At 45.3% G+C, this 19,544-nt stretch carries 21 protein-coding genes and 6 tRNA genes; 26 read left to right on the top strand and 1 reads right to left on the bottom strand.

Annotation, left to right across the window (positions count from 1 at the left end):
• From ABE021_RS00135 to ABE021_RS00115, 5 genes are all read left to right on the top strand, one after another.
• Complete coding sequence (locus ABE021_RS00135) at positions 1–1,380, top strand: UDP-N-acetylmuramoyl-tripeptide--D-alanyl-D-alanine ligase (RefSeq protein ID WP_430286132.1); 1,380 nt, start codon at positions 1–3, stop codon at positions 1,378–1,380.
• A 3-nt stretch (positions 1,381–1,383) separates the two neighbouring features.
• Positions 1,384–2,085, top strand: coding sequence for an alpha/beta hydrolase (locus tag ABE021_RS00130; RefSeq protein ID WP_430286131.1), 702 nt, complete (start codon positions 1,384–1,386; stop codon positions 2,083–2,085).
• Positions 2,086–2,438: 353 nt separating this feature from the next.
• Positions 2,439–3,962 carry a DEAD/DEAH box helicase gene (locus ABE021_RS00125; RefSeq protein ID WP_430286130.1) on the top strand — a complete coding sequence of 508 codons (1,524 nt, stop codon included), beginning with the start codon at positions 2,439–2,441 and terminating at the stop codon, positions 3,960–3,962.
• A gap of 132 nt (positions 3,963–4,094) precedes the next feature.
• The gene (locus ABE021_RS00120; protein ID WP_430286129.1) at positions 4,095–4,574 is read left to right on the top strand and encodes a PH domain-containing protein; all 480 of its coding nucleotides are present in this window, start codon (positions 4,095–4,097) and stop codon (positions 4,572–4,574) included.
• Positions 4,567–6,084 (top strand): PH domain-containing protein, encoded by a 1,518-nt coding sequence (locus ABE021_RS00115; protein ID WP_430286128.1) that lies wholly within the window; start codon positions 4,567–4,569, stop codon positions 6,082–6,084. The genes ABE021_RS00120 and ABE021_RS00115 overlap by 8 nt, the downstream gene beginning before the upstream one ends.
• Positions 6,085–6,757: 673 nt before the next feature.
• On the opposite strand, the gene ABE021_RS00110 is transcribed toward ABE021_RS00115, so the two are convergent.
• Positions 6,758–7,387: a rhomboid family intramembrane serine protease gene (locus ABE021_RS00110; RefSeq protein ID WP_430286127.1), complete on the bottom strand. Its 630-nt coding sequence runs from the start codon at positions 7,385–7,387 to the stop codon at positions 6,758–6,760.
• A 65-nt stretch (positions 7,388–7,452) separates the two neighbouring features.
• Between ABE021_RS00110 and acpS the strand changes: the two genes are divergently transcribed.
• The 21 genes from acpS (at position 7,453) to ABE021_RS00005 (ending at position 19,470) form a co-directional block, all read left to right on the top strand.
• Positions 7,453–7,818, top strand: coding sequence for a holo-ACP synthase (gene acpS, locus ABE021_RS00105; protein ID WP_430286126.1), 366 nt, complete (start codon positions 7,453–7,455; stop codon positions 7,816–7,818).
• 72 nt (positions 7,819–7,890) lie between these two features.
• Positions 7,891–8,898 carry a LolA family protein gene (locus ABE021_RS00100; protein WP_430286125.1) on the top strand — a complete coding sequence of 336 codons (1,008 nt, stop codon included), beginning with the start codon at positions 7,891–7,893 and terminating at the stop codon, positions 8,896–8,898.
• A 113-nt stretch (positions 8,899–9,011) separates the two neighbouring features.
• Positions 9,012–10,136: an alanine racemase gene (gene alr / locus ABE021_RS00095; protein WP_430286124.1), complete on the top strand. Its 1,125-nt coding sequence runs from the start codon at positions 9,012–9,014 to the stop codon at positions 10,134–10,136.
• A 137-nt stretch (positions 10,137–10,273) separates the two neighbouring features.
• The gene (locus ABE021_RS00090; RefSeq protein ID WP_430286123.1) at positions 10,274–10,570 is read left to right on the top strand and encodes a transcriptional regulator; all 297 of its coding nucleotides are present in this window, start codon (positions 10,274–10,276) and stop codon (positions 10,568–10,570) included.
• A 4-nt stretch (positions 10,571–10,574) separates the two neighbouring features.
• Positions 10,575–10,925: a type II toxin-antitoxin system PemK/MazF family toxin gene (locus ABE021_RS00085; RefSeq protein WP_191688545.1), complete on the top strand. Its 351-nt coding sequence runs from the start codon at positions 10,575–10,577 to the stop codon at positions 10,923–10,925.
• Positions 10,926–11,066: 141 nt separating this feature from the next.
• Entirely contained in the window at positions 11,067–11,894 is an 828-nt protein-coding gene (locus tag ABE021_RS00080) for an RsbT co-antagonist protein RsbRA (RefSeq protein ID WP_430286122.1), read from the top strand.
• A gap of 1 nt (position 11,895) precedes the next feature.
• Positions 11,896–12,258 (top strand): STAS domain-containing protein, encoded by a 363-nt coding sequence (locus ABE021_RS00075; RefSeq protein WP_317935703.1) that lies wholly within the window; start codon positions 11,896–11,898, stop codon positions 12,256–12,258.
• A gap of 2 nt (positions 12,259–12,260) precedes the next feature.
• The gene (locus tag ABE021_RS00070) at positions 12,261–12,662 is read left to right on the top strand and encodes an anti-sigma regulatory factor (RefSeq protein WP_430286121.1); all 402 of its coding nucleotides are present in this window, start codon (positions 12,261–12,263) and stop codon (positions 12,660–12,662) included.
• A gap of 12 nt (positions 12,663–12,674) precedes the next feature.
• Positions 12,675–13,676 (top strand): PP2C family protein-serine/threonine phosphatase, encoded by a 1,002-nt coding sequence (locus tag ABE021_RS00065; RefSeq protein WP_430286120.1) that lies wholly within the window; start codon positions 12,675–12,677, stop codon positions 13,674–13,676.
• 84 nt (positions 13,677–13,760) lie between these two features.
• The gene (locus ABE021_RS00060) at positions 13,761–14,099 is read left to right on the top strand and encodes an STAS domain-containing protein (RefSeq protein ID WP_430286119.1); all 339 of its coding nucleotides are present in this window, start codon (positions 13,761–13,763) and stop codon (positions 14,097–14,099) included.
• The gene (rsbW, locus tag ABE021_RS00055; RefSeq protein ID WP_430286118.1) at positions 14,086–14,562 is read left to right on the top strand and encodes an anti-sigma B factor RsbW; all 477 of its coding nucleotides are present in this window, start codon (positions 14,086–14,088) and stop codon (positions 14,560–14,562) included. The genes ABE021_RS00060 and rsbW overlap by 14 nt, the downstream gene beginning before the upstream one ends.
• Positions 14,537–15,322 (top strand): RNA polymerase sigma factor SigB, encoded by a 786-nt coding sequence (sigB, locus tag ABE021_RS00050; protein WP_430286117.1) that lies wholly within the window; start codon positions 14,537–14,539, stop codon positions 15,320–15,322. Before rsbW ends, sigB begins: the two co-directional genes overlap by 26 nt.
• Positions 15,322–15,918 (top strand): PP2C family serine/threonine-protein phosphatase, encoded by a 597-nt coding sequence (locus tag ABE021_RS00045; protein WP_430286116.1) that lies wholly within the window; start codon positions 15,322–15,324, stop codon positions 15,916–15,918. Before sigB ends, ABE021_RS00045 begins: the two co-directional genes overlap by 1 nt.
• Before the next feature lie 67 nt (positions 15,919–15,985).
• On the top strand, positions 15,986–18,145 hold the full coding sequence (locus ABE021_RS00040) for a Tex family protein (protein ID WP_430286115.1): 2,160 nt from the start codon (positions 15,986–15,988) through the stop codon (positions 18,143–18,145).
• On the top strand, positions 18,142–18,615 hold the full coding sequence (locus ABE021_RS00035) for a SprT family protein (RefSeq protein ID WP_430286114.1): 474 nt from the start codon (positions 18,142–18,144) through the stop codon (positions 18,613–18,615). The genes ABE021_RS00040 and ABE021_RS00035 overlap by 4 nt, the downstream gene beginning before the upstream one ends.
• A gap of 160 nt (positions 18,616–18,775) precedes the next feature.
• Positions 18,776–18,850: transfer RNA gene (locus tag ABE021_RS00030), tRNA-Glu, on the top strand.
• Between the two features lie 21 nt (positions 18,851–18,871).
• Positions 18,872–18,946: transfer RNA gene (locus ABE021_RS00025), tRNA-Gln, on the top strand.
• A gap of 94 nt (positions 18,947–19,040) precedes the next feature.
• Positions 19,041–19,116: transfer RNA gene (locus ABE021_RS00020), tRNA-Lys, on the top strand.
• Between the two features lie 77 nt (positions 19,117–19,193).
• Positions 19,194–19,280, top strand: a tRNA-Leu gene (locus ABE021_RS00015).
• A gap of 21 nt (positions 19,281–19,301) precedes the next feature.
• Positions 19,302–19,378 (top strand) — tRNA-Arg (locus tag ABE021_RS00010).
• A gap of 18 nt (positions 19,379–19,396) precedes the next feature.
• Positions 19,397–19,470 (top strand) — tRNA-Gly (locus ABE021_RS00005).
• Positions 19,471–19,544 lie beyond the last annotated feature (74 nt).

The raw sequence follows: 19,544 nt of genomic DNA, 5'->3' as shown, positions 1-19,544 counted from the left end.
ATGAAACGAAAACTGACTGAACTGGCGAACTGGTTGGATGCTCCAGGGCAAAATTTAGAAGGAATTACAGTGACAGGTGCAACGATCGACTCGAGAAATATCCGGAAAGGGGAGTTATTCATCCCGTTCCGCGGTGAACATGCAAACGGTCATACGTATGTACGCTCTGCATATGAAAATGGTGCATCTGCTTCACTTTGGCTTGCAGACGAACCGGATCCGCCTGCAGACATTCCGCTCATCTTTGTGGAAAATGCGGAAAGTGCACTGCAGCAACTTGCCCGTAATTATCGCGAACAGCTGACATGCAAAGTGGTCGGTGTCACAGGTTCAAACGGGAAGACATCGACAAAAGATTTACTGGCAAGTGCATTAGGTGCCGAATTTGCTGTCCGCAAAACAGAGGGGAATTACAACAACGAACTCGGGCTGCCGTTAACGATCCTCTCCCTTGAAGAGAATACCGAAGTCGCTGTTCTTGAAATGGGGATGAGCGGCTTTGGAGAGATTTCATTCCTCTCCAAATTAGCGAAGCCGGATATTGCAATCATCACGAATATCGGTGAAGCTCACATGCAGGATCTCGGAAGCCGAGAGGGCATTGCCAAAGCGAAATTCGAAATTATCGATGGGCTGTCATCGACGGGAGCCTTTTACTTTGATGGCGATGAACCGCTTCTGACAGGACTTGTGAATGACCGGCCTGGACTCGACGCGCGATCGTTTGGATATGGGAATAAATGTGACGTGATTGCAAATGATATTAAAGTGACTGAACAAGGCAGTCAATTCACTGTCTCGGGTCAAATTGAAGGTCAATTTACCATCCCTGTTTACGGGGAACACCAAGTGAAAAATACACTAGCAGCCATGCTGGTCGCAAAAAAACTCGGAATGACTGACGAAGCGATCCGGAGTGCACTGCTGAATGCGGTCTTAACACCTATGCGTATGCAGCCAGTCACGGCAAAAAGTGGAGCGTTGTTCATTAATGATGCGTATAATGCAGCACCTACTTCATTGCGTGCAGCTTTGACATTCATCGGTCAAACCGAACTTCGCTGTGATAAGTGGGTAGTATTGGGGGATATGCTGGAGCTTGGACAAGATGAACAACATTTCCATGAATCAGTTGCAGATCAACTTGCCAACCTACAGTTGAAAGGAATCGCCTTATACGGACCTAGAATGCATTGGTTATATGACGAACTTTGCAAACGCAACACGACAGCGGAACTGATCTGGACAGAGAATGACTATGCACCGATTATCGAGAAATTACTTCAATCCATTGACGGGCAATCCATTATCCTGTTGAAAGGATCTCGGGGGATGGCGCTTGAAAACGTGTTGAAAGGTGTGCTGGAAACGGAGGTGTGATCCGTGAAAACAGGTGTGATTATTCTGCATGGATTCACGGGCGGCTCTTTTGAAGTGCGCCCGTTCGTCCAGTACCTGAAAGAAAAGACGGACTGGATCATTGAAATCCCGGTATTACCTGGACATGAACCCGGAGGAAGACTCGCTGCAATCTCTGCAGAAGCCTGGCTCATGGAAGCGGAACTTGCGTACAGGCGACTGAGTAAACGGACAGATCGTATTTTTGTTGTAGGATTTTCAATGGGAGGATTGATAGCGCTGTATTTAGCGCTTCGATATCCTGTCGAACGCCTGGTCCTACTGAGTGCTGCTGCCAAGTACATCTCACCCAGGCAATTATTGGCGGATGCCGCGGTGTTACTATCGGAGCCTGTCATCCGGCACTTTCCCCCGAACACATTCTATCACTTGTATCGCTATAAATTAGCCAATACACCGATTCGTTCAGCTTATCAATTTACACGGATTGTTCAGCAAGTCGAGCCCTATTATGACAGAATCACCGTGCCTGTTTGCATTGTACAAGGCAAGCAGGATGGGATCGTCCCATATTCCAGCGCATACTTGCTTTACCATTCCTTAGGATCACCCTTGAAGCAGCTGATTTTCTCGGATAATGGTAAACATCATATTTGTTACAGTGACGATTGTTCAGAGTGGTTTGAAGAGGTGCTCGCATTCATGCGATTAGAGGAGAAGCAGTAGATTTGCTTGGCTTGAGTGTATAGCTTGCGATGTTGTCTATACTGTGGTAAACTAACATGAACATTGGATACATTTACGCAGAACTCTTCCTCTTGTGAAGAGTGCTTTTTTTTGAATAAAACGGTTTGACGGCAATGCCGCAAAAGAGGAGAATCCTCTATTCGAACCGCTCGGCAAAGACCGGGCTTTCCTTTCATCCATTACATCTAAGTTGTCGGAATTCATGATGATTTCCTACATTAGATTTGTATACGTTCGGAAACATACCCAAAGCATAAGGCTCCGATTTGCCGCGCTTTCATTTGCAAATGTAACCAATTGTCAAATGGAAAACACAAAGGAGATTGAGAAGTTTGACGAATTTTTCAGAATTGAACATCAGTAAATCTACACAGGAATCACTAAGAAAAATGGGATTTGAAGAGGCTACTCCGATTCAAGAGGGCACTGTAACGTTCGGCATGGAAGGCAAGGATGTTATCGGTCAGGCTCAAACTGGAACGGGTAAAACAGCAGCTTTCGGTATCCCGATGATTGAAAAAATCGATACTAGCAATCCGGCAGTTCAGGCACTTGTCATTGCACCGACGCGTGAGCTTGCAATCCAGGTTTCTGAAGAAATCTATAGAATTGGTCAGGGCAAACGTGCCCGTATCCTTTCTGTATATGGTGGACAAGAAATTTCACGCCAAATCCGTGCGTTGAAAAACAATCCACAAATCGTAGTCGGGACACCGGGACGTATTTTGGATCATATTAAACGTAAAACATTGAAGCTTGATGGCGTTCAAACACTCGTTTTGGACGAAGCAGATGAAATGTTGAACATGGGCTTCATCGAGGATATCAATACAATTCTTTCGAACGTTCCAGCAGAGCGTCAAACGTTGCTGTTCTCAGCAACTATGCCTGGCCCGATTCGCAAAATTGCTGAAACTTTCATGAGAAACCCTGAAATGGTGAAGATCAAGTCCAAGGAAATGACAGTAGAAAACATCGAGCAGTTCTTCGTGAAATCACAAGAACGTGAAAAATTCGATATTCTCTCTCGTTTGCTGAACGTTCAACAGCCGGAACTTGCGATCGTTTTCGGTCGTACAAAACGCCGTGTCGATGAACTTTCACATGCACTTAATATTCGCGGATACATTGCAGAAGGAATCCACGGTGATTTGACACAAGCGAAACGTATGTCTGTCTTGCGTCAATTCAAAGAAGGTAAAGTGGACATTTTAGTTGCAACAGATGTTGCTGCGCGTGGATTAGATATTTCTGGCGTAACACATGTTTACAACTTTGATATCCCTCAAGATCCGGAAAGCTACGTTCACCGTATCGGCCGTACAGGTCGTGCGGGTAAGAGTGGTATGGCAATCACGTTCGTAACACCACGTGAAATGGGATACCTGCGCATTGTTGAAGAAACAACGAAAAAGCGTATGACTCCGCTTCAGCCACCAACATCTGACGAAGCGCTTCTTGGACAACAGAAAGTTTCAGTAGAGACGCTTGTAGAAGCGGTTCAAAAGAACGAGCTGAATGACTATGTTCAATTTGCAACGGATCTTCTTGCAAAATACGATGCGACGGATCTCGTTGCAGCAGCTTTGAAACACATAACTAACGAGCCGGACGCTACTCCTGTATCGATTACAGAAGAACGCCCATTGCCATCACGTGGCGGCGGAAGTGGCGGAGGTCGTGGCGGATATAAAGGCAATCGCAGTGGCGGCAACCGTTCACATGGCGGCGGCCGTGGATTCAGCGGTGGTCAGCGTCGTAGCGGCGGTGGCGGAAGTCGCGACGGACGCAGCAGTGGCGGAAGCCGTGAAGCTGGAAGCCGGGATCGCTCACGTGGCGGACGGTCTGAACGCTAATCACTAAACGGATTCAAAGAAAGCTCGGGATGTGCACAGCTAAATGTGCATTTCCCGAGCTTTTTGTTATGCTTATCTGAAACATCTTACGCTTCTAATCGTATACACTAGTAATAGATAGGGGGAGTCACTTTGAGAAAAGAACCAGCGAACAGATTATCGCGTAAAGGTTTAACTGTATGGCGTCTATATGGATGGTTGCAAACTGCTGTGGTGTTGCTGTTGGCAATAGGAGCAGGTACGCTTACATTTCTTTTTGATTGGCCATCGTGGATATACATAATTGCTGCATCAGCAGTAGCACTTTACGGTTGGCTATTCATCTATCTGTTTCCTAAGATCAGATGGTCCCGCTGGCGCTATGAAGTCAGAGAGACGGAAATAGAGTTGCAGCATGGCATTTTCATTGTTACCCGTACGCTGATTCCTATGGTGCGAGTTCAACACGTCGATACGTCACAAGGACCGATTTTAAAGAAATATGACCTGTCCGCAATCTCGATCTCTTCTGCTGCCACCGTTCACTCGATCCCGGCGATAGCAACTGAAGAAGCGGATGAACTAAGGAATCGTATTTCAGCACTTGCGAAGGTGGCGGAAGACGATGTCTGAGCCGCGCTACAAACTTCACTGGGTAACAGTCCTGGTCGAAAGTCTGAAGACGTTAAAGGAAGCAATCTTACCTCTTGTTGTTGTATTCATTTCCGGAAGTAGAAATAACGACACTGGCAACTGGTTCTTCGATAATTGGTCGCTGATTGTCGGTACAGTCTTGGTCGCTTACTTATTAATGAGCGGTTTTATAAAATGGAGACGGTTCACGTATTGGTTTGAAGAGGGCGAATTGAGGATCGAGTCGGGTTTGTTCGTTAGGAAAAAGCGTTATATCCCATTTGAGCGCATTCAAAGCTTAAATTACACGGAAGGAATTTTCCATCGTCCATTCGGCCTTGTGAACGTACAAGTGGAGACTGCGGCTTCTTCTGGAGGCCAGGCAGAGGCAGAACTGACTGCTGTGACTCGTGAGGACGCAGACTTGATTAAGAAACGGATTGCTGCAGGGAAGAAGAGAATGGCCGAAACAGAAGAGGCTCTTGAGGTCAGTATGGAGGGTGCAGGCTCGATAGAAGGAACAAACGGAAAGCGCGTGTTTTCATTGAACCCGAAAGAGCTTATTCTCTTGGCAACAACTTCCGGCGGAATCGGCGTTATTTTTTCAGGTGTAGCCATCTTTTTGTCTCAATTCGGTGAATTTTTGCCGCTGGATAAAGTGAGCAGCGAGCTTGCAGGACTCATTAAGTTTGGTGTCTTCATAATTGTTATTTTAGTGCTAATAGGATTGTTTGTCGCGTGGCTACTGTCTGTTGCGATGACGTTCTTCTCGTATTACGGATTCACTGTGCATGTTTCAGAAGACGAGCTGATGATTACCCGGGGGCTGCTCGAGAAGAAACGCACGACAATACCGCTGAGCCGTATCCAAAGTGTGAGTTTTGTTGAGAATCCTTTACGACAAGTGTTCGGTTATGGACGTGTCCTTGTGCATAGCGCGGGTGCTGCGGGAGATGGATCCAAAATTCAACTATTTCCGCTTGTGAAGAAGAAAGAGTTATACGAACCACTTCAAGCGATTTTCCCGGATTTGGATTTGCGCGAACCTGTAGAAAAAATCCCTAAACGGGGACGGAAATTCTACTATCGGATCGACTTCATCTGGATGATCCCGCTGGTTACGCTGGCGGGATGGTTTTTCTACCCATATGGCCTGTTATCCCTTCTGATTGTGCCATTCGGGATAGGGCTTGGAATGTGGCAGCATCGTTCAGCTGCGTATCGGGTGAGTGGCAGTCAAGTCACCATCCGCTCGCGAGGTATTAGTTTAGAAACCTCTTACACGATGCGTAAGCGAATCCAATCCGTACACTTGCGACAAACCATTTTCCAACATCGTAAACGGGTGGCTACCATCCATTTGAATGTGAAATCTGGCATGGGAGTCCACAACGTCCGATTAAGACATATGGATGTGGAAGAAGCGGAAGCCATGCTGGATTGGTATGAACCTTCCCGCGAGAGCGAAATGAATGAAAACAAGATCCTATTAGAGGGTGAGCGTTCATAAACCGAGAGAAGCGCTCATAACCCTGAGAAAGTGATCATAAACCGAGGAAAGCGCTCATAACCCTGGGAAAGTGATCATAAACCGAGAGAAGCGCTCATAACTCTGAGAAAGTGCTCATAAACCGAGGGAAGCGCTCATAACTCTGAGAAAGTGATCATAAACCGAGAGAAGCGCTCATAACCCTGAGAAAGTGATTATAAACCGAGAGAAGCGCTCATAACTCTGGAAAAATGATCATAAACTGAGAAAAGCGCTCATAACCCTGGGAAAGTGATCATAAACTGAGAAAAGCGCTCATAACCCTGGGAAAGTGATCATAAACCGAGGAAAGCGCTCATAACCCTGGGAAAGTGATCATAAACCGAGGAAAGCGCTCATAACCCTGGGAGAGTGATCATAAACCGAGGAAAGCGCTCATAATTCTGGAAAAGTGATCATAAACCGAGAGAAGCGCTCATAACCCTGAGAAAGTGATCATAAACCGAGGAAAGCGCTCATAACCCTGGGAAAGTGATCATAAACCGAGGGAAACGCTCATAACTCTGGAAAAGTGATCATAAACCGAGGGAAGCGCTCATAACTCAGAGGAGACCGCTCAGAAACTAAAAAATTGCTTTCCATCCATACAAAAAAGACTGTCAGAAAGTCAGCAACACTGACTTTCTAGCAGTCTTTATCTCTTCTGTATGACTTTAACCTTTGGTTTGCGCCAGCTAATGATTCGCTTAGGATGGAAAATGCTCAATCCGATCAAGAAACCGACAACTAGGCCGGCAATATGCGCAGCTGCGTTCGTGTTCGGCCCGATAAAGGTCATGACCACGCTGAGACCGATAATCGGCAGCATGATTTGGCGAAGTTGAGGCAGCATCTTTTTTGTATAATATACAAGCGCACCAAACGCACCAAAGATTCCGAAGATCGCCCCACTTGCACCGACATGTAAGTAACTGGAATCGTAAACGAAAAACGTCGCGATGTTACCGAAGACGCCAGCCAAGAAGTACACAGTCAGGAAGCGTGCTTTTCCAGCTACCTTTTCCAATTCAGGCCCGAAGATGAACAAGGAGAACATATTGAATAACAGATGCATGATTCCAGCATGTAAAAACATTGGGGTCACCAGACGCCAGTACTCACCTTGTTCGATCAAATAATTCGATCCTACTCCGTAGTTCTTAATGGAATCGCCTATGAAAGGCAGAAACGTGAGTAGATGAATTACAACATTCAGAGCGATAAGCGCAGACACTACGGGATATTGCCGAATGTATTGAGAAAAACTTTCAGTGCGGATAAACATGACTCTCCCCCGATCTTTGTTTCAGTATACAATTTTTCGACTCTATATGGAAAGAAGGTGACTGGATGATCTCAGGAATCGGTTTGGACATTACCGAACTTGACCGAATTGCGGAACTGGACAACAAATCCGATAAATTCCGCAAAAGGATCCTTACAAATGCAGAACAGCAATACTACCAGGAACTTTCAGGCGGACGTCGCACAGAATTTCTCGCGGGCCGTTTTGCGGCAAAAGAAGCCTATTCGAAAGCGCTTGGTACTGGTATAGGTCCTGCGTGCAGTTTTCAAGATATTGAAATCTTGCCGGACGATAAAGGCAAACCCATCCTATACTTCAAAGGAATCCTTGTAGATGGGTTCGTTTCCATTACCCATACGAAAACTGTTGCTGCTGCACAAGTTATCCTGCAAAAAATGGAACACTTCTAACCAGCTTTGCATAAATGACTGTCCCTCCTCATAAGATGACCTACCCGATTGAAATAGGAGAGGATGACCTGAATGCGAAGCAAAATTGGATTACTGTTGTTGGGTGCCGTTCTTTTGTTGCTTACAGCTTGTGGAGCACCATCGAAAGAAGATGTCGTCAAGAAATTGAGTGGGAAATGGAACGATTCCAATGGATACGATCTTCAAGCCACGATGGAAATTAAGACCGGTGAAGAACCACGTGTTTATGACGTAACGGTTTGGCACACGAAGCCTGATTTTTACAAAGTGGACGTTTCTCAAAAAGAGAAAGATGAGTCTCAGATGATCGTCCGAAACGAAGAAGGGGTTTTTGTTGTCACGCCATCATTGAACAAGACGTATAAATTCCAAAGTGATTGGCCCGCACAAAACAGCCAGGCGTACTTAATCAGTACATTATCTGATGATATTAAAGCGGATAAGAAGTCCACGATGACTGAGAAGGATAAGACGTATGTATTTGAAACAGCAACACGCAATAATCATAAAGCGGTTCTGCCGACACAACAGATCCATATCGACAAAAAGACACTGCTTCCAACGCACGTATCCTTATTAGATGAAAACAAAGAGGAGAAAATCCGTGTAACGTTCAAGAAGATCACGTTGGGTGTTAAGCGGAAAGCGGAAGACTATAAAGTTGAGACGGAAAATATGGATCACGAGAAAAAAGAGGAAAAACCGAAAGACAAAAAAGCGGAACTGGAAACTTTCTATCCGACGGCAACATTCGAAGGGGTTGCGCTACTAAGTGAAGAACCAGTCGCAACAGAAACTGGAACGCGTCTCTTCTTATCATATGGCGGCGCTGGAAAAGAGTTCGTCGTTGTTCAAGAACCAGCGGCTCCTGTAGATAGCCAAGTGGCGGTCTCCATTGAAGGGGATCCAGTCGACTTAGGATTTGCTGTAGCAGCCCTTTCAGGAAATACGATTCGCTGGGAACAAGATGGAATTGCATTTTACGTTGCCTCTGAGTCGCTCAGTAAGGGAGAACTCATTCAAGTGGCAGGTTCCATGCAACCCGATGTAGTCAAGTAAATACAACATAACAAGCGGGTGCCGAACAATACGGTATCCGCTTGTTATCTAGATTGACGTATGACGCCCTTCAGGATGATAATGAGAATACTTATTCTGAAGAGGTGATCTGCGTGACAGCAACATTCAGCTATCGGCCGACCCGTGCAGTCGTCGATCTAAGAGCGATTCAAGCGAACGTCAGGAACTTAAAAGAGCGATTACCAACTGAAACAGGTGTAATAGCGGTTGTTAAAGCAGATGGTTATGGGCACGGAGCCACTGAAAGTGCGCGTGCCGCATTCCAAGCAGGGGCCATGATGGCAGCTGTTGCGACACCTGACGAAGCATTAGCGCTACGGGATGCAGGTATCCGTCAACCAATTCTAGTGCTCGGTCCTGTGCCGAAAGTTTTCTTGAAAGAAGCGATTCGACAAGACATTATCGTAACAGTGCCTGGAGTTGAATGGGCACGAACTGCAGTTGAAGAACTGCGGGGAATTGAAGAATCTTTAAAGACCCATGTAAAAATCGATACAGGAATGGGTAGGATAGGTTTGCGGAGTGAGCAAGAAATAGTTGAATTAATTGAAATTCTTGAAGGAACTTCGGCTCTCCGAGTGGAAGGTATATTTACACACTTTGCTACCGCAGATGAACTGGATACCAGGAGTACGGAGGAGCAGTTCGAAGCATTCAATCGGCTGGTCGGCTGTTTTCCTGAACGACCGAAACTCGTCCACGCTGCAAATAGTGCAGCAGCCCTTCGATTTCCGGATTTCACCCTCGATGCAGTTCGATTCGGAATTGGAATGTATGGAATAGCGCCTTCTGAAGTGGTTGCCCAAGAGCTGCCATTTCCACTGGAACGTGCCCTGCGACTGGAGACGGAGATAGCGTTTGTGAAGCAGGCGCAAGCCAATGAATCCATTAGCTACGGAGCTACTTATCAGGCGCAACAGGGGGAGTGGATCGCAACCCTCCCAATCGGCTATGCCGATGGATTGAAGCGCGGATTGCGCAATCAGCAAGTACTAGTTCGAGGCAGACGCGTTCCGATTGTTGGAACGATTTGCATGGACCAGTGTATGGTGCGATTGCCTGAACCGTTTCCTGTAGGGGAGCCGGTTGTATTATTAGGGAAACAAGAGGACGAAGAAATCACAATGGAAGAATGGGCAACACGTATCGGCACGATTCCCTATGAAATCGCCGTAACGATTGCCAGACGTGTACAAAGACAGTATTTTGGGGATTAGTTGGCACCTTCCACTTCTCGTACTTTCGACAAACTACCAAACCTGACTGCACAACTTGTCGCTATATTACCTTATTTGTCTTTTCATTGTCGAACTCCAATGGTAAGATAAACATGTATAGAAATGAGGATCGGGTTTTGTCGGAGGTGCTAGAGTTGGATGCTAACCAAAACAACAAAGAACTAATCATGGAAATCCCCACTAAAATGCTGAAACAAAATGAACAGACGATCGTCCATCAGGAGCAGCAGGGAGATTTCGTATATTACTCGGCTACGCGGTATAAGACTGATTGTGAGTTGAATGCAATCAGAGAAGAGATGATGCGTGGATATGTGGAAATGTCCCAAATCAATCTTGGAATTGCCGCCGAATGTCTGCATGCGGAATTCGAAGCTCAGCATACGGTGGAACGAATCGTAAGCGGAGGATGAAAAGTTGGCAATTAAACGCGGAGATGTCTTTTTTGCGGATTTGTCGCCTGTTGTAGGATCTGAACAAGGCGGCACACGACCAGTTCTTGTCATACAGAATGATATCGGGAACCGGTTTAGCCCTACAGTGATTGTGGCGGCCATCACTGCCCAGATACAAAAAGCAAAGTTGCCGACACATGTCGAAATTGATGCGGTCCGTCATGGATTCGAGCGGGATTCAGTAATCCTGCTCGAACAAATCCGCACACTCGACAAATCGAGGCTTACAGATAAGATCACCCATTTAGACCATCACGTCATGCAGAAAGTGGACGAAGCATTAGAAGTCAGTTTTGGCTTGACCAACTTATAGGCATACATAGCGAAGAAATCCATTCCGTCCTCCGACGGAATGGATTTTTTGTACAGAAAAGATGCTGATTGCTCACATATCCGTTATACTAGAGAACAAAGTTGTATCGTGTTTTCATCATAAGGGGGAAAAGACAACATTATGAACAGTAAAATGAGGACAGTAGTGAACGAACATATGGACGCCATCATAGAACAATGGATTGAGCTTATGAAGGAAGAGAAGGGAGAACGTTTCTTCCATTTCATGCCTCAGCACCTTGTTGAAAAGACAAGTCGTGAATTCACAACACTCATGACCTCCAATATCAACGAAGGTGAAAGCGCGCTGAACAACGAACGTTTGGACGATTTCACGGAAAAAGTGATTCGCTTCGGTTGGTCGATTAAATTCGTGAACAAAGCGATCGACAATTTCGCTTCCGTAGTATTTGATATGCTGGAAGAAAAAGAGATCATTACAGATCAAAATCTCAGAATCTTTATGAATGTCTTCACTGGATGGATCAATCCTTTACGGGAAAGCATAATCGAAGCTTACGCCATCAAATGGGAGCAGACAGACACGTTGCAAAAAGTCGCATTACAGGAACTTTCCGCTTCGCTAATTCCAGTAGTTGACAAAGTATCTATCATGCCATTAGTTGGCACCATCGATACAGAACGCGCAAAGTTGATCATGGAAAACTTACTTGAAGGTGTTGTACAGCAACGGGCGGAGGTTGTATTGCTCGACATCACTGGAGTTCCAGTCGTCGATACGATGGTTGCACATCATATCATTCAGGCGGCAGATGCGGTTCGTCTCGTAGGTGCGAAATGTATGTTGGTAGGAATTCGACCTGAAATTGCACAAACGATTGTTGCGCTAGGTATCAACTTAAGTGATTTCACGACCACCAGTACGCTGCGCAGAGGCATGCAGGAAGCGTTAAGCTTAACCAACAGAGAAATAGTGGAGGTAGAGTAATATGAATGTACGAATACCTATTCTGAAGTTAGACGAAGTCCTTATTGTTTCAATCCAATGGGAATTAGATGACCAGACTGCGATTCAGTTTCAAGAAGATCTATTGAACAAAATGCACGAAACGACCGCTAGAGGCGTTGTAATCGACTTGACCTCTATCGATTTTATCGATTCATTCATCGCAAAAGTGCTAGGTGACGTAATCAGTATGTCAAGTCTCATGGGAGCGAAAGTGGTCATTACAGGAATCCAGCCTGCCGTTGCAATCACATTGATAGAACTCGGCATTCGTTTGGAAAATGTAATGACAGCCCTCGATCTTGAGAACGGACTTACGAAGCTGCGCACAGAATTGGAGGCCTGAATATGGACAATCGGTCTTCTGTAGAGATTTTCACGGAATGGGATATTGTGGCTGCACGACAGCTTGGTCGTAATGAAGCGAAAAGCTCCGGCTTCGGAACAGTGGACCAAGCACGAATCACAACCGCAATTAGTGAACTGGCGCGTAATATTTACTTATATGCAGGTAAAGGAAAGATTGAAATAGAGCGTCTTTCGATAGATGGCATGAAGGGAATGACTATCATCGCTTCAGACGAAGGACCAGGTATTCCTGATTTACGCAGAGTGATGGAAGACGGGTTTTCAACATCAGGAGGACTTGGCGCAGGAATGCCCGGTGTCAAACGCTTGATGGATGATTTCAAAGTGGAGTCAGAGGTTGGCAAAGGGACTACAATAACCGCTACAAAATGGCTGCGATAAGGAGAGTAACAAATGCCACGAGAAGTTGGAAAGCAATATTCGGAACTGCTTCAGAAATATATCACCCATGAGGATGAAACCGATTTGTATGCTGCCCAGCAGGTCAGTCGGAAGTTCATCGAAAAAAAGATTTCACCAGAAGAAGTAATCAGTCTTCATAAAACATCCGTAGAGCAGATTTTTCCTGATATCGCTTCACGCATTGGCCCCTCTTATGATTTTTTAATAGAAGTAATGATCCACTACGGTTTAGCGCTGATGGAGCATCAAAGTCTAATTCGTAAGCAGGAAGCCATGCAAATCGAAATGGATGTAGCTGTAAAAGTGCAAGACATGCTTCTTGAAACCATTGTCCCGAAAGTGGATGGGTTGGATATCGGCGTCGTCAGTAAGCCGGCAAAGAAGATGAGCGGGGATTATGTCTACTTCATCGACTCGGATCATGAGGAAGCATGTGTTGCAGTGGCCGACGTAATGGGGAAAGGACTTCCAGCGGCACTGTGCATGTCGATGATCAAGTTCGGAATGGATAGTTTGCGGGAAAAAGCAAACGATCCTCGTCATGTCCTTGAAGTGATCAATCAAATCGTCGAAAAAAGTATGGATGACTCAATGTTCATTTCCATGTTCTATGGGAAGTATGTTGAAAGCACGCGTACATTCACATACGGATCTGCAGGTCATGAACCCGCACTGCTATACCGTGCTGCAGAAGACAGTTTTGTTGAATTGGATGCAAAAGGACTTCTTCTTGGGATTCGTAAGGACGTAGACTTCCAACAAAAATCCATAGAATTGTATCCGGGGGATTTCATCGTCATAATGACGGATGGAGTTACTGAAGGCAGGAATGCCGAAGGGTTCATAGAAGAAGAGGTCATTTTAGATATGTTGCGTGATATGAAGAAACTGCCCGCTCAACAAATCGTTGATCATCTTTATACGGAGTTATTTAAAATGCAGAATTATATGCTGCATGATGACTTTACACTCGTCCTCTTTAAGAAAGATTAAAATGTTTCGTTCGTACAGAAATCGGGTAAACACATTTCTAGAGGTCTAAACTCATTTTAAACAGAAAATATGGGGTGTGGAGATATGAATTTACAAGTTGATGTACAAGAGAAGGACTGTGTCCATGTATTTAAAATCATCGGGGAGATCGATGCATTTACGGCTCCAACATTGAAAGAGCAACTTGAAAAAGTCGCTGACCAACCGGAATGTCAAGCTGTGCTTGACTTTAATGAAGTGAATTATATGGACAGTACAGGACTCGGCGTTTTTGTAGCGTTCTATAAGAAAGTGAAAGCTGTAAATGGCTCGGTAAAAATAGTCGGTTTGAACAAACGACTGAAGCGTCTATTTGAAATTACAGGTCTCGATGATGTAGTGGAGATTGAAATGGAAAGTGGGGACCAGAATGGCACCGTTTGATTACATTGAAATAAAAGTTCCTGCCAAGCCGCAGTACGTCGGCGTGGCACGGCTGACGATTTCAGGGCTAGCAAGCCGTCTAGGTTTTACATACGATGAGATCGAGGATCTGAAGATTGCTTCCAGCGAAGCGATTACTAACGCAGTGCGGCATGCTTATGATGAAGACGAAGAAGGTGAAATCATCATTGGGTGTGCACTTTACGAAGATAAATTAGAGATCATGGTCGCAGATCATGGACAAAGTTTCGATTTTGAAGAAACTAAAAAACTGGTCGGTCCTTATACAGAACAGGAGTCTGATGTTCAACTCTTACGCGAAGGAGGACTTGGACTCTATTTAATGGAAACACTTATGGACGATGTGAAAGTCCATCATGAAGAAGGAGTCACTGTTTTCATGACCAAATACCTGGGCAGAGAGCGGGGCGAAGCGGATGTCAAGCAAACAGCCTACTCGTGATCCTCAAGTTCAAGAACAAGTTTTAGAATGGATTCGACGATACCAAGAAAATGAGGACGATGAGGCACAAACTCAGCTTGTCATGCATTATGAGCGTCTTGTACAATCGATCGCTCGCAAATATTCTAAAGGTAAGTCCTATCACGAAGATATAGCACAAGTCGGGATGCTGGGTCTGCTCGGTGCGATACGTCGTTATGACCCTGAGTTCGGACGTAGTTTTGAAGCGTTCGCTGTTCCGACCATTATCGGGGAAATCAAACGATTCTTGCGCGATAAAACTTGGGCAGTACATGTGCCGCGTCGTATTAAAGAGCTGGGACCACGCATTAAAGCTACTGTTGAAACACTTACAACAGAACTCCAACGCTCTCCGTTAGTCAACGAAATTGCAGAGTATCTGGAAGTGGACGAGGAATCAGTACTGGAAGCGATGGAAATGGGACGCAGTTATCAGGCGCTTTCCATGGATCATACGCTTGAAGCGGATTCTGAAGGCGGGACGGTCACGCTATTTGACATTATCGGCTCTAAAGATGATGGGTATGAAAAAACGGACCAACGGTTACTCGTTGCAAATGCCTTGAATGTTTTGTCGGACAGGGAGAAACAGATTATCCAATATACATATATTGAACAGCTTAGCCAAAAGGAGACCGGCGAACTTCTTGGCATCTCTCAAATGCACGTGTCCAGACTTCAACGTAAGGCTATTAAGAAATTGCAGGAAGCCATAGTGGCTGCAGGCGGAGTCTCCTGATGGAAGCATTTAAAAACGATCATATCGAGGCATATATTTATCAACAGGCCAAAGGTGGAAATCATGATTCTGGGGATGTTTATTTCCTTCACGCGGAAGAGGATTACTTTATATGTGCAATCGCAGATGGGCTTGGCAGTGGAATGGTTGCCCGACAGTCTGCGGAAGTCATGCCGCGCATATTAAAAGAGCATCATGATGAATCGATTGAAGAGCTGCTAAGCCGTATTAATGAGCATATGGTACAAAAGCGTGGCGCCGCGGTAGCGATCATCAAGGTTGACCACGTAAAACATACCATTCAACATAGCTGTGTTGGGAATGTCCGGTTATACATCCGGCAGCAAGACGGCAAGATGCTTTATCCGCTTCCCGTGATGGGGTACTTATCCGGTCGCCCTCAAAAGATGAAGACACAGGAGTATGTATACCAAAATGGAGATTTGTTCTTCATGCACTCGGATGGTGTCGAACTTAGAAGTCCAAAAGCTTACTTAAGCCAAAGTTGTGATCCGCTTACGCTATCGGAAATGGTACGCGCAACGGTGAAACCTGGAGACGATGCGACGTTCATCGCAGGAACCCTGCTTCTATAAATTAGAAGTGGGATTTTTTGTGTCCAATTTCATGGTAAACTAAGAAGTGACGAATGGGGGAATGGAAATGTCGGAACGAATTTTAGAATTGACCGCAAAACGTGCAGCACTTCCGTTAAAACAAACTAAACAAGTCATTGCGCTGTTGGACGAAGGGAATACAGTGCCATTCATTGCAAGGTATCGTAAAGAAGCAACCGGCTCATTGGATGAAGTTCAAATTAAAGACATTGAAGATGCATACCAATATAGCAAGGGTCTGGAACAGCGAAAAGAGGAAGTTCTCCGTCTGATAGGCGAACAGGACAAGTTAACTCCTGAACTAGAACAGCAGATAACAGAAGCGGACGTTTTACAAAGGCTCGAAGACTTATATAGACCATACAAACAAAAACGTCGGACTCGTGCCATGATCGCGATAGAGAGAGGTTTGAATGGTCTTGCAGATAAACTTCTGCAATTTACAAATGAAGCTGTTGAATCGATGGCCAAAGAGTTCATCAACGAAGAAAAAGAAGTGAATACTACTGAAGATGCATTGGCTGGGGCGCAGGACATCATTGCGGAACGTATTGCTGACGATGCTGCCCTGCGTGAAAAAATACGGAAAATCAGTTGGTCGAGAGGGGCGCTTGTCTCATCTAAGCGAAAAGATGCTGAAGATGAAAAAAGCATTTATGAAATGTATTACGAGTACGAGGAACCTTTGTCGAAGGTCGTGCCGCACCGGGTACTCGCTTTAAATAGAGGAGAGAAAGAAGATGTCCTCCGCGTCACTGTTGGATTTCCGACGGATAGGATTATCGGTGATTTGGAGAGAAGTGTCATCAAACGGGAATCTTCGCCATCTGCTCACTTTGTAAAAGAAGCGGTGGAAGATTCGTTCAAGCGTCTAATCGCTCCATCGGTGGAACGTGAAATCAGATCGTCTTTATCTGAAAAAGCAGAAGCGCAAGCGATTCACGTATTTGCGGAAAATTTGAAGAGCTTGCTGCTGCAGCCGCCGTTAAAAGGTCGCATGGTACTAGGAGTCGATCCTGCTTTCCGGACAGGTTGTAAGTTGGCGGTAATCGATGAGACTGGAAAGAACCTTGAAATTTCGGTCATTTATCCTCATCCTCCGAAACCTCAAAAAGAGGCATCCAAACAAACGGTCTTGCAACTATTGAAGAAGTACGACATTAAACTCATTGCAATAGGAAACGGGACTGCTTCTAGAGAAACAGAGAAGTTCATCGCCGAAACGATTAAAGAATTGGATTCAGATGTGTCCTATGTCATTGTCAACGAAGCGGGAGCAAGTGTTTACTCCGCATCCGCGCAAGCTCGTTCGGAATTCCCTGACTTGCAAGTGGAACAACGGAGTGCCATTTCGATTGCTCGCAGATTGCAGGACCCTCTGTCGGAGTTAGTCAAAATCGATCCTGAATCGATAGGAGTCGGTCAATATCAGCATGACGTCGCGAAGAAGCAGCTTGCAGACTCGCTTTCATTTGTTGTTGAAACAGCAGTGAACCGCGTAGGTGTCAACGTCAACACGGCTTCTGCATCATTATTGCAATATGTCGCAGGTCTGTCTAAAACAGTCGCCGAAAACATTGTGAAGAAACGTGAAGAAGACGGCCAATTCGAAAAGAGAACTCAACTTAAGAAAATACCGCGTTTAGGTGCGAAAACCTATGAACAGGCAATCGGATTTTTACGTGTACCAAATGCAAAGGAATTATTCGATGCGACAGGTATCCACCCGGAAAGTTATGCACTTGCTGAAGAGATATTGAAGGAAGCCGGGATTTCCAAAGACCGGATCGGAACAGCTGAAGCGGTTGCTGCGCTCACTGAGTTAAACAGCACGGAACTCGCAAGGAAACTTGATGTAGGAACGGTTACCGTAACCGACGTAATTGAAACATTGAAACGTCCTAACCGTGACCCGCGTGATGAATACCCGCAACCACTTCTTAAAGCGGATATTCTCGATATGAAAGATCTTCATGAAGGAATGGAAATGCAAGGAACTGTCCGAAATGTCGTGGACTTCGGGGCGTTTGTCGATATTGGTGTCCATGAAGATGGTCTTGTTCATATTTCTAAGCTGAAAAAAGGGTTTGTCAAGCATCCACTCGATGTGGTCGCATCGGGAGATATTGTAACGGTATGGGTAGAATCTGTAGATAAAGCAAAAGGTAGGATTGCCTTGACGATGTTACCGCCAGCAGGGAAATGACTGGGAAGAGTATGAATCTATCGGTTGATGATCTGCAAGAACTCACAGAGAGTCTATCTGTTCAATGGTTTCAGAAACCTTTTGTTCACAAAGCTGTCTACAACAGTCGTCTTCAGACAACGGGCGGCAGGTATATGCTGTCGGATCATTCCATACAGGTGAATCCGAAGGTTGAAAACGTATATGGTATGGAAGAGTTGGTAGGTGTCTTGAAGCACGAGCTGTGCCATTACCATCTCCATATAGAAGGAAGAGGATATAAGCATGGTGACCGTGACTTTAAAGACCTTCTGCAAAAAACCGCTTCCCCAAGATATTGCAAGCCGCTTAGGAGCCAACAGCCATCAGCTAGAATGGTCCGCATATACATTTGTACAAACTGCGGTCTTTCCTATGAACGGAAACGACGTGTGGATACGAAACGGTTTCGTTGCGGAAAATGCCATGGCATGTTGAAAGAGAAGGAATAACGTAAAATTCATGAGGCGTTCAACCCCAGTCGTACCAAGGGGTTGAACGTTTTTTTATTTTTTTTCAGGAAAACTGTTGACGGATAGTGAAAGACTGTCTATAATAAGAAAAGTCGATTAGGAACAACGACAACAAACGACAGAATAACACATTATAGATGGCCCCTTGGTCAAGCGGTTAAGACACCGCCCTTTCACGGCGGTAACACGGGTTCGAATCCCGTAGGGGTCACCATGTTTTTTCTACTATCAATATTGGGGTATAGCCAAGCGGTAAGGCAACGGACTTTGACTCCGTCACTCGTTGGTTCGAATCCAGCTACCCCAGCCAAACTTTTTCCCGCTAAGCGGCAAAAAGTTTTGCGAGAAATACCGAAAGGTATTTGGAGCAATACAAACGCAAACATTGGTATTTTCAACTGCACGAGCCATTAGCTCAGTTGGTAGAGCATCTGACTTTTAATCAGAGGGTCGCAGGTTCGAATCCTGCATGGCTCACCATTTAACTTTTAAAACTTAAGTGTTGACAAACTTTACTTATCATGTATAATAGAGGATGTCGCAAAAATAATAAATAAGCGGTAGTGGCGGAATGGCAGACGCGCTAGGTTGAGGGCCTAGTGGGTGAATAACCCGTGGAGGTTCAAGTCCTCTTTACCGCACCAAAAACATTTTAATCTCAGCGAGCGCCCGTAGCTCAATTGGATAGAGCGTCTGACTACGGATCAGAAGGTTGTGGATTCGACTTCTGCCGGGCGCGCCATAATATAATACTAATAATGCGGGTGTAGTTTAGTGGTAAAACCTCAGCCTTCCAAGCTGATGATGAGGGTTCGATTCCCTTCACCCGCTCCATAATTTATAACCATATGAACCTTGAAAACTGAACAGCAAAATGTCAACGAATAATCGTTTGGGAAACCGGCTCT

Source organism: Sporosarcina gallistercoris (genome assembly GCF_050459885.1).
GTDB lineage: Bacteria > Bacillota > Bacilli > Bacillales_A > Planococcaceae > Sporosarcina > Sporosarcina gallistercoris_A.
This window is presented reverse-complemented; position numbering and strand designations above follow the sequence as displayed.

Bases quoted from the DNA above. Each gene is read 5' to 3' on its own strand.
- rsbW (WP_430286118.1), top strand. From the start codon at position 14,086: ATGGCACCGTTTGATTACATTGAAATAAAAGTTCCTGCCAAGCCGCAG.
- ABE021_RS00070 (WP_430286121.1), top strand. From the start codon at position 12,261: ATGGACAATCGGTCTTCTGTAGAGATTTTCACGGAATGGGATATTGTG.
- ABE021_RS00040 (WP_430286115.1), top strand. From the start codon at position 15,986: ATGTCGGAACGAATTTTAGAATTGACCGCAAAACGTGCAGCACTTCCG.
- ABE021_RS00080 (WP_430286122.1), top strand. From the start codon at position 11,067: ATGAACAGTAAAATGAGGACAGTAGTGAACGAACATATGGACGCCATC.
- ABE021_RS00135 (WP_430286132.1), top strand. From the start codon at position 1: ATGAAACGAAAACTGACTGAACTGGCGAACTGGTTGGATGCTCCAGGG.
- ABE021_RS00065 (WP_430286120.1), top strand. From the start codon at position 12,675: ATGCCACGAGAAGTTGGAAAGCAATATTCGGAACTGCTTCAGAAATAT.
- ABE021_RS00115 (WP_430286128.1), top strand. From the start codon at position 4,567: ATGTCTGAGCCGCGCTACAAACTTCACTGGGTAACAGTCCTGGTCGAA.
- sigB (WP_430286117.1), top strand. From the start codon at position 14,537: ATGTCAAGCAAACAGCCTACTCGTGATCCTCAAGTTCAAGAACAAGTT.
- ABE021_RS00045 (WP_430286116.1), top strand. From the start codon at position 15,322: ATGGAAGCATTTAAAAACGATCATATCGAGGCATATATTTATCAACAG.
- ABE021_RS00075 (WP_317935703.1), top strand. From the start codon at position 11,896: ATGAATGTACGAATACCTATTCTGAAGTTAGACGAAGTCCTTATTGTT.
- ABE021_RS00035 (WP_430286114.1), top strand. From the start codon at position 18,142: ATGACTGGGAAGAGTATGAATCTATCGGTTGATGATCTGCAAGAACTC.
- acpS (WP_430286126.1), top strand. From the start codon at position 7,453: ATGATCTCAGGAATCGGTTTGGACATTACCGAACTTGACCGAATTGCG.
- ABE021_RS00100 (WP_430286125.1), top strand. From the start codon at position 7,891: ATGCGAAGCAAAATTGGATTACTGTTGTTGGGTGCCGTTCTTTTGTTG.
- ABE021_RS00110 (WP_430286127.1), bottom strand. From the start codon at position 7,387: ATGTTTATCCGCACTGAAAGTTTTTCTCAATACATTCGGCAATATCCC.
- ABE021_RS00060 (WP_430286119.1), top strand. From the start codon at position 13,761: ATGAATTTACAAGTTGATGTACAAGAGAAGGACTGTGTCCATGTATTT.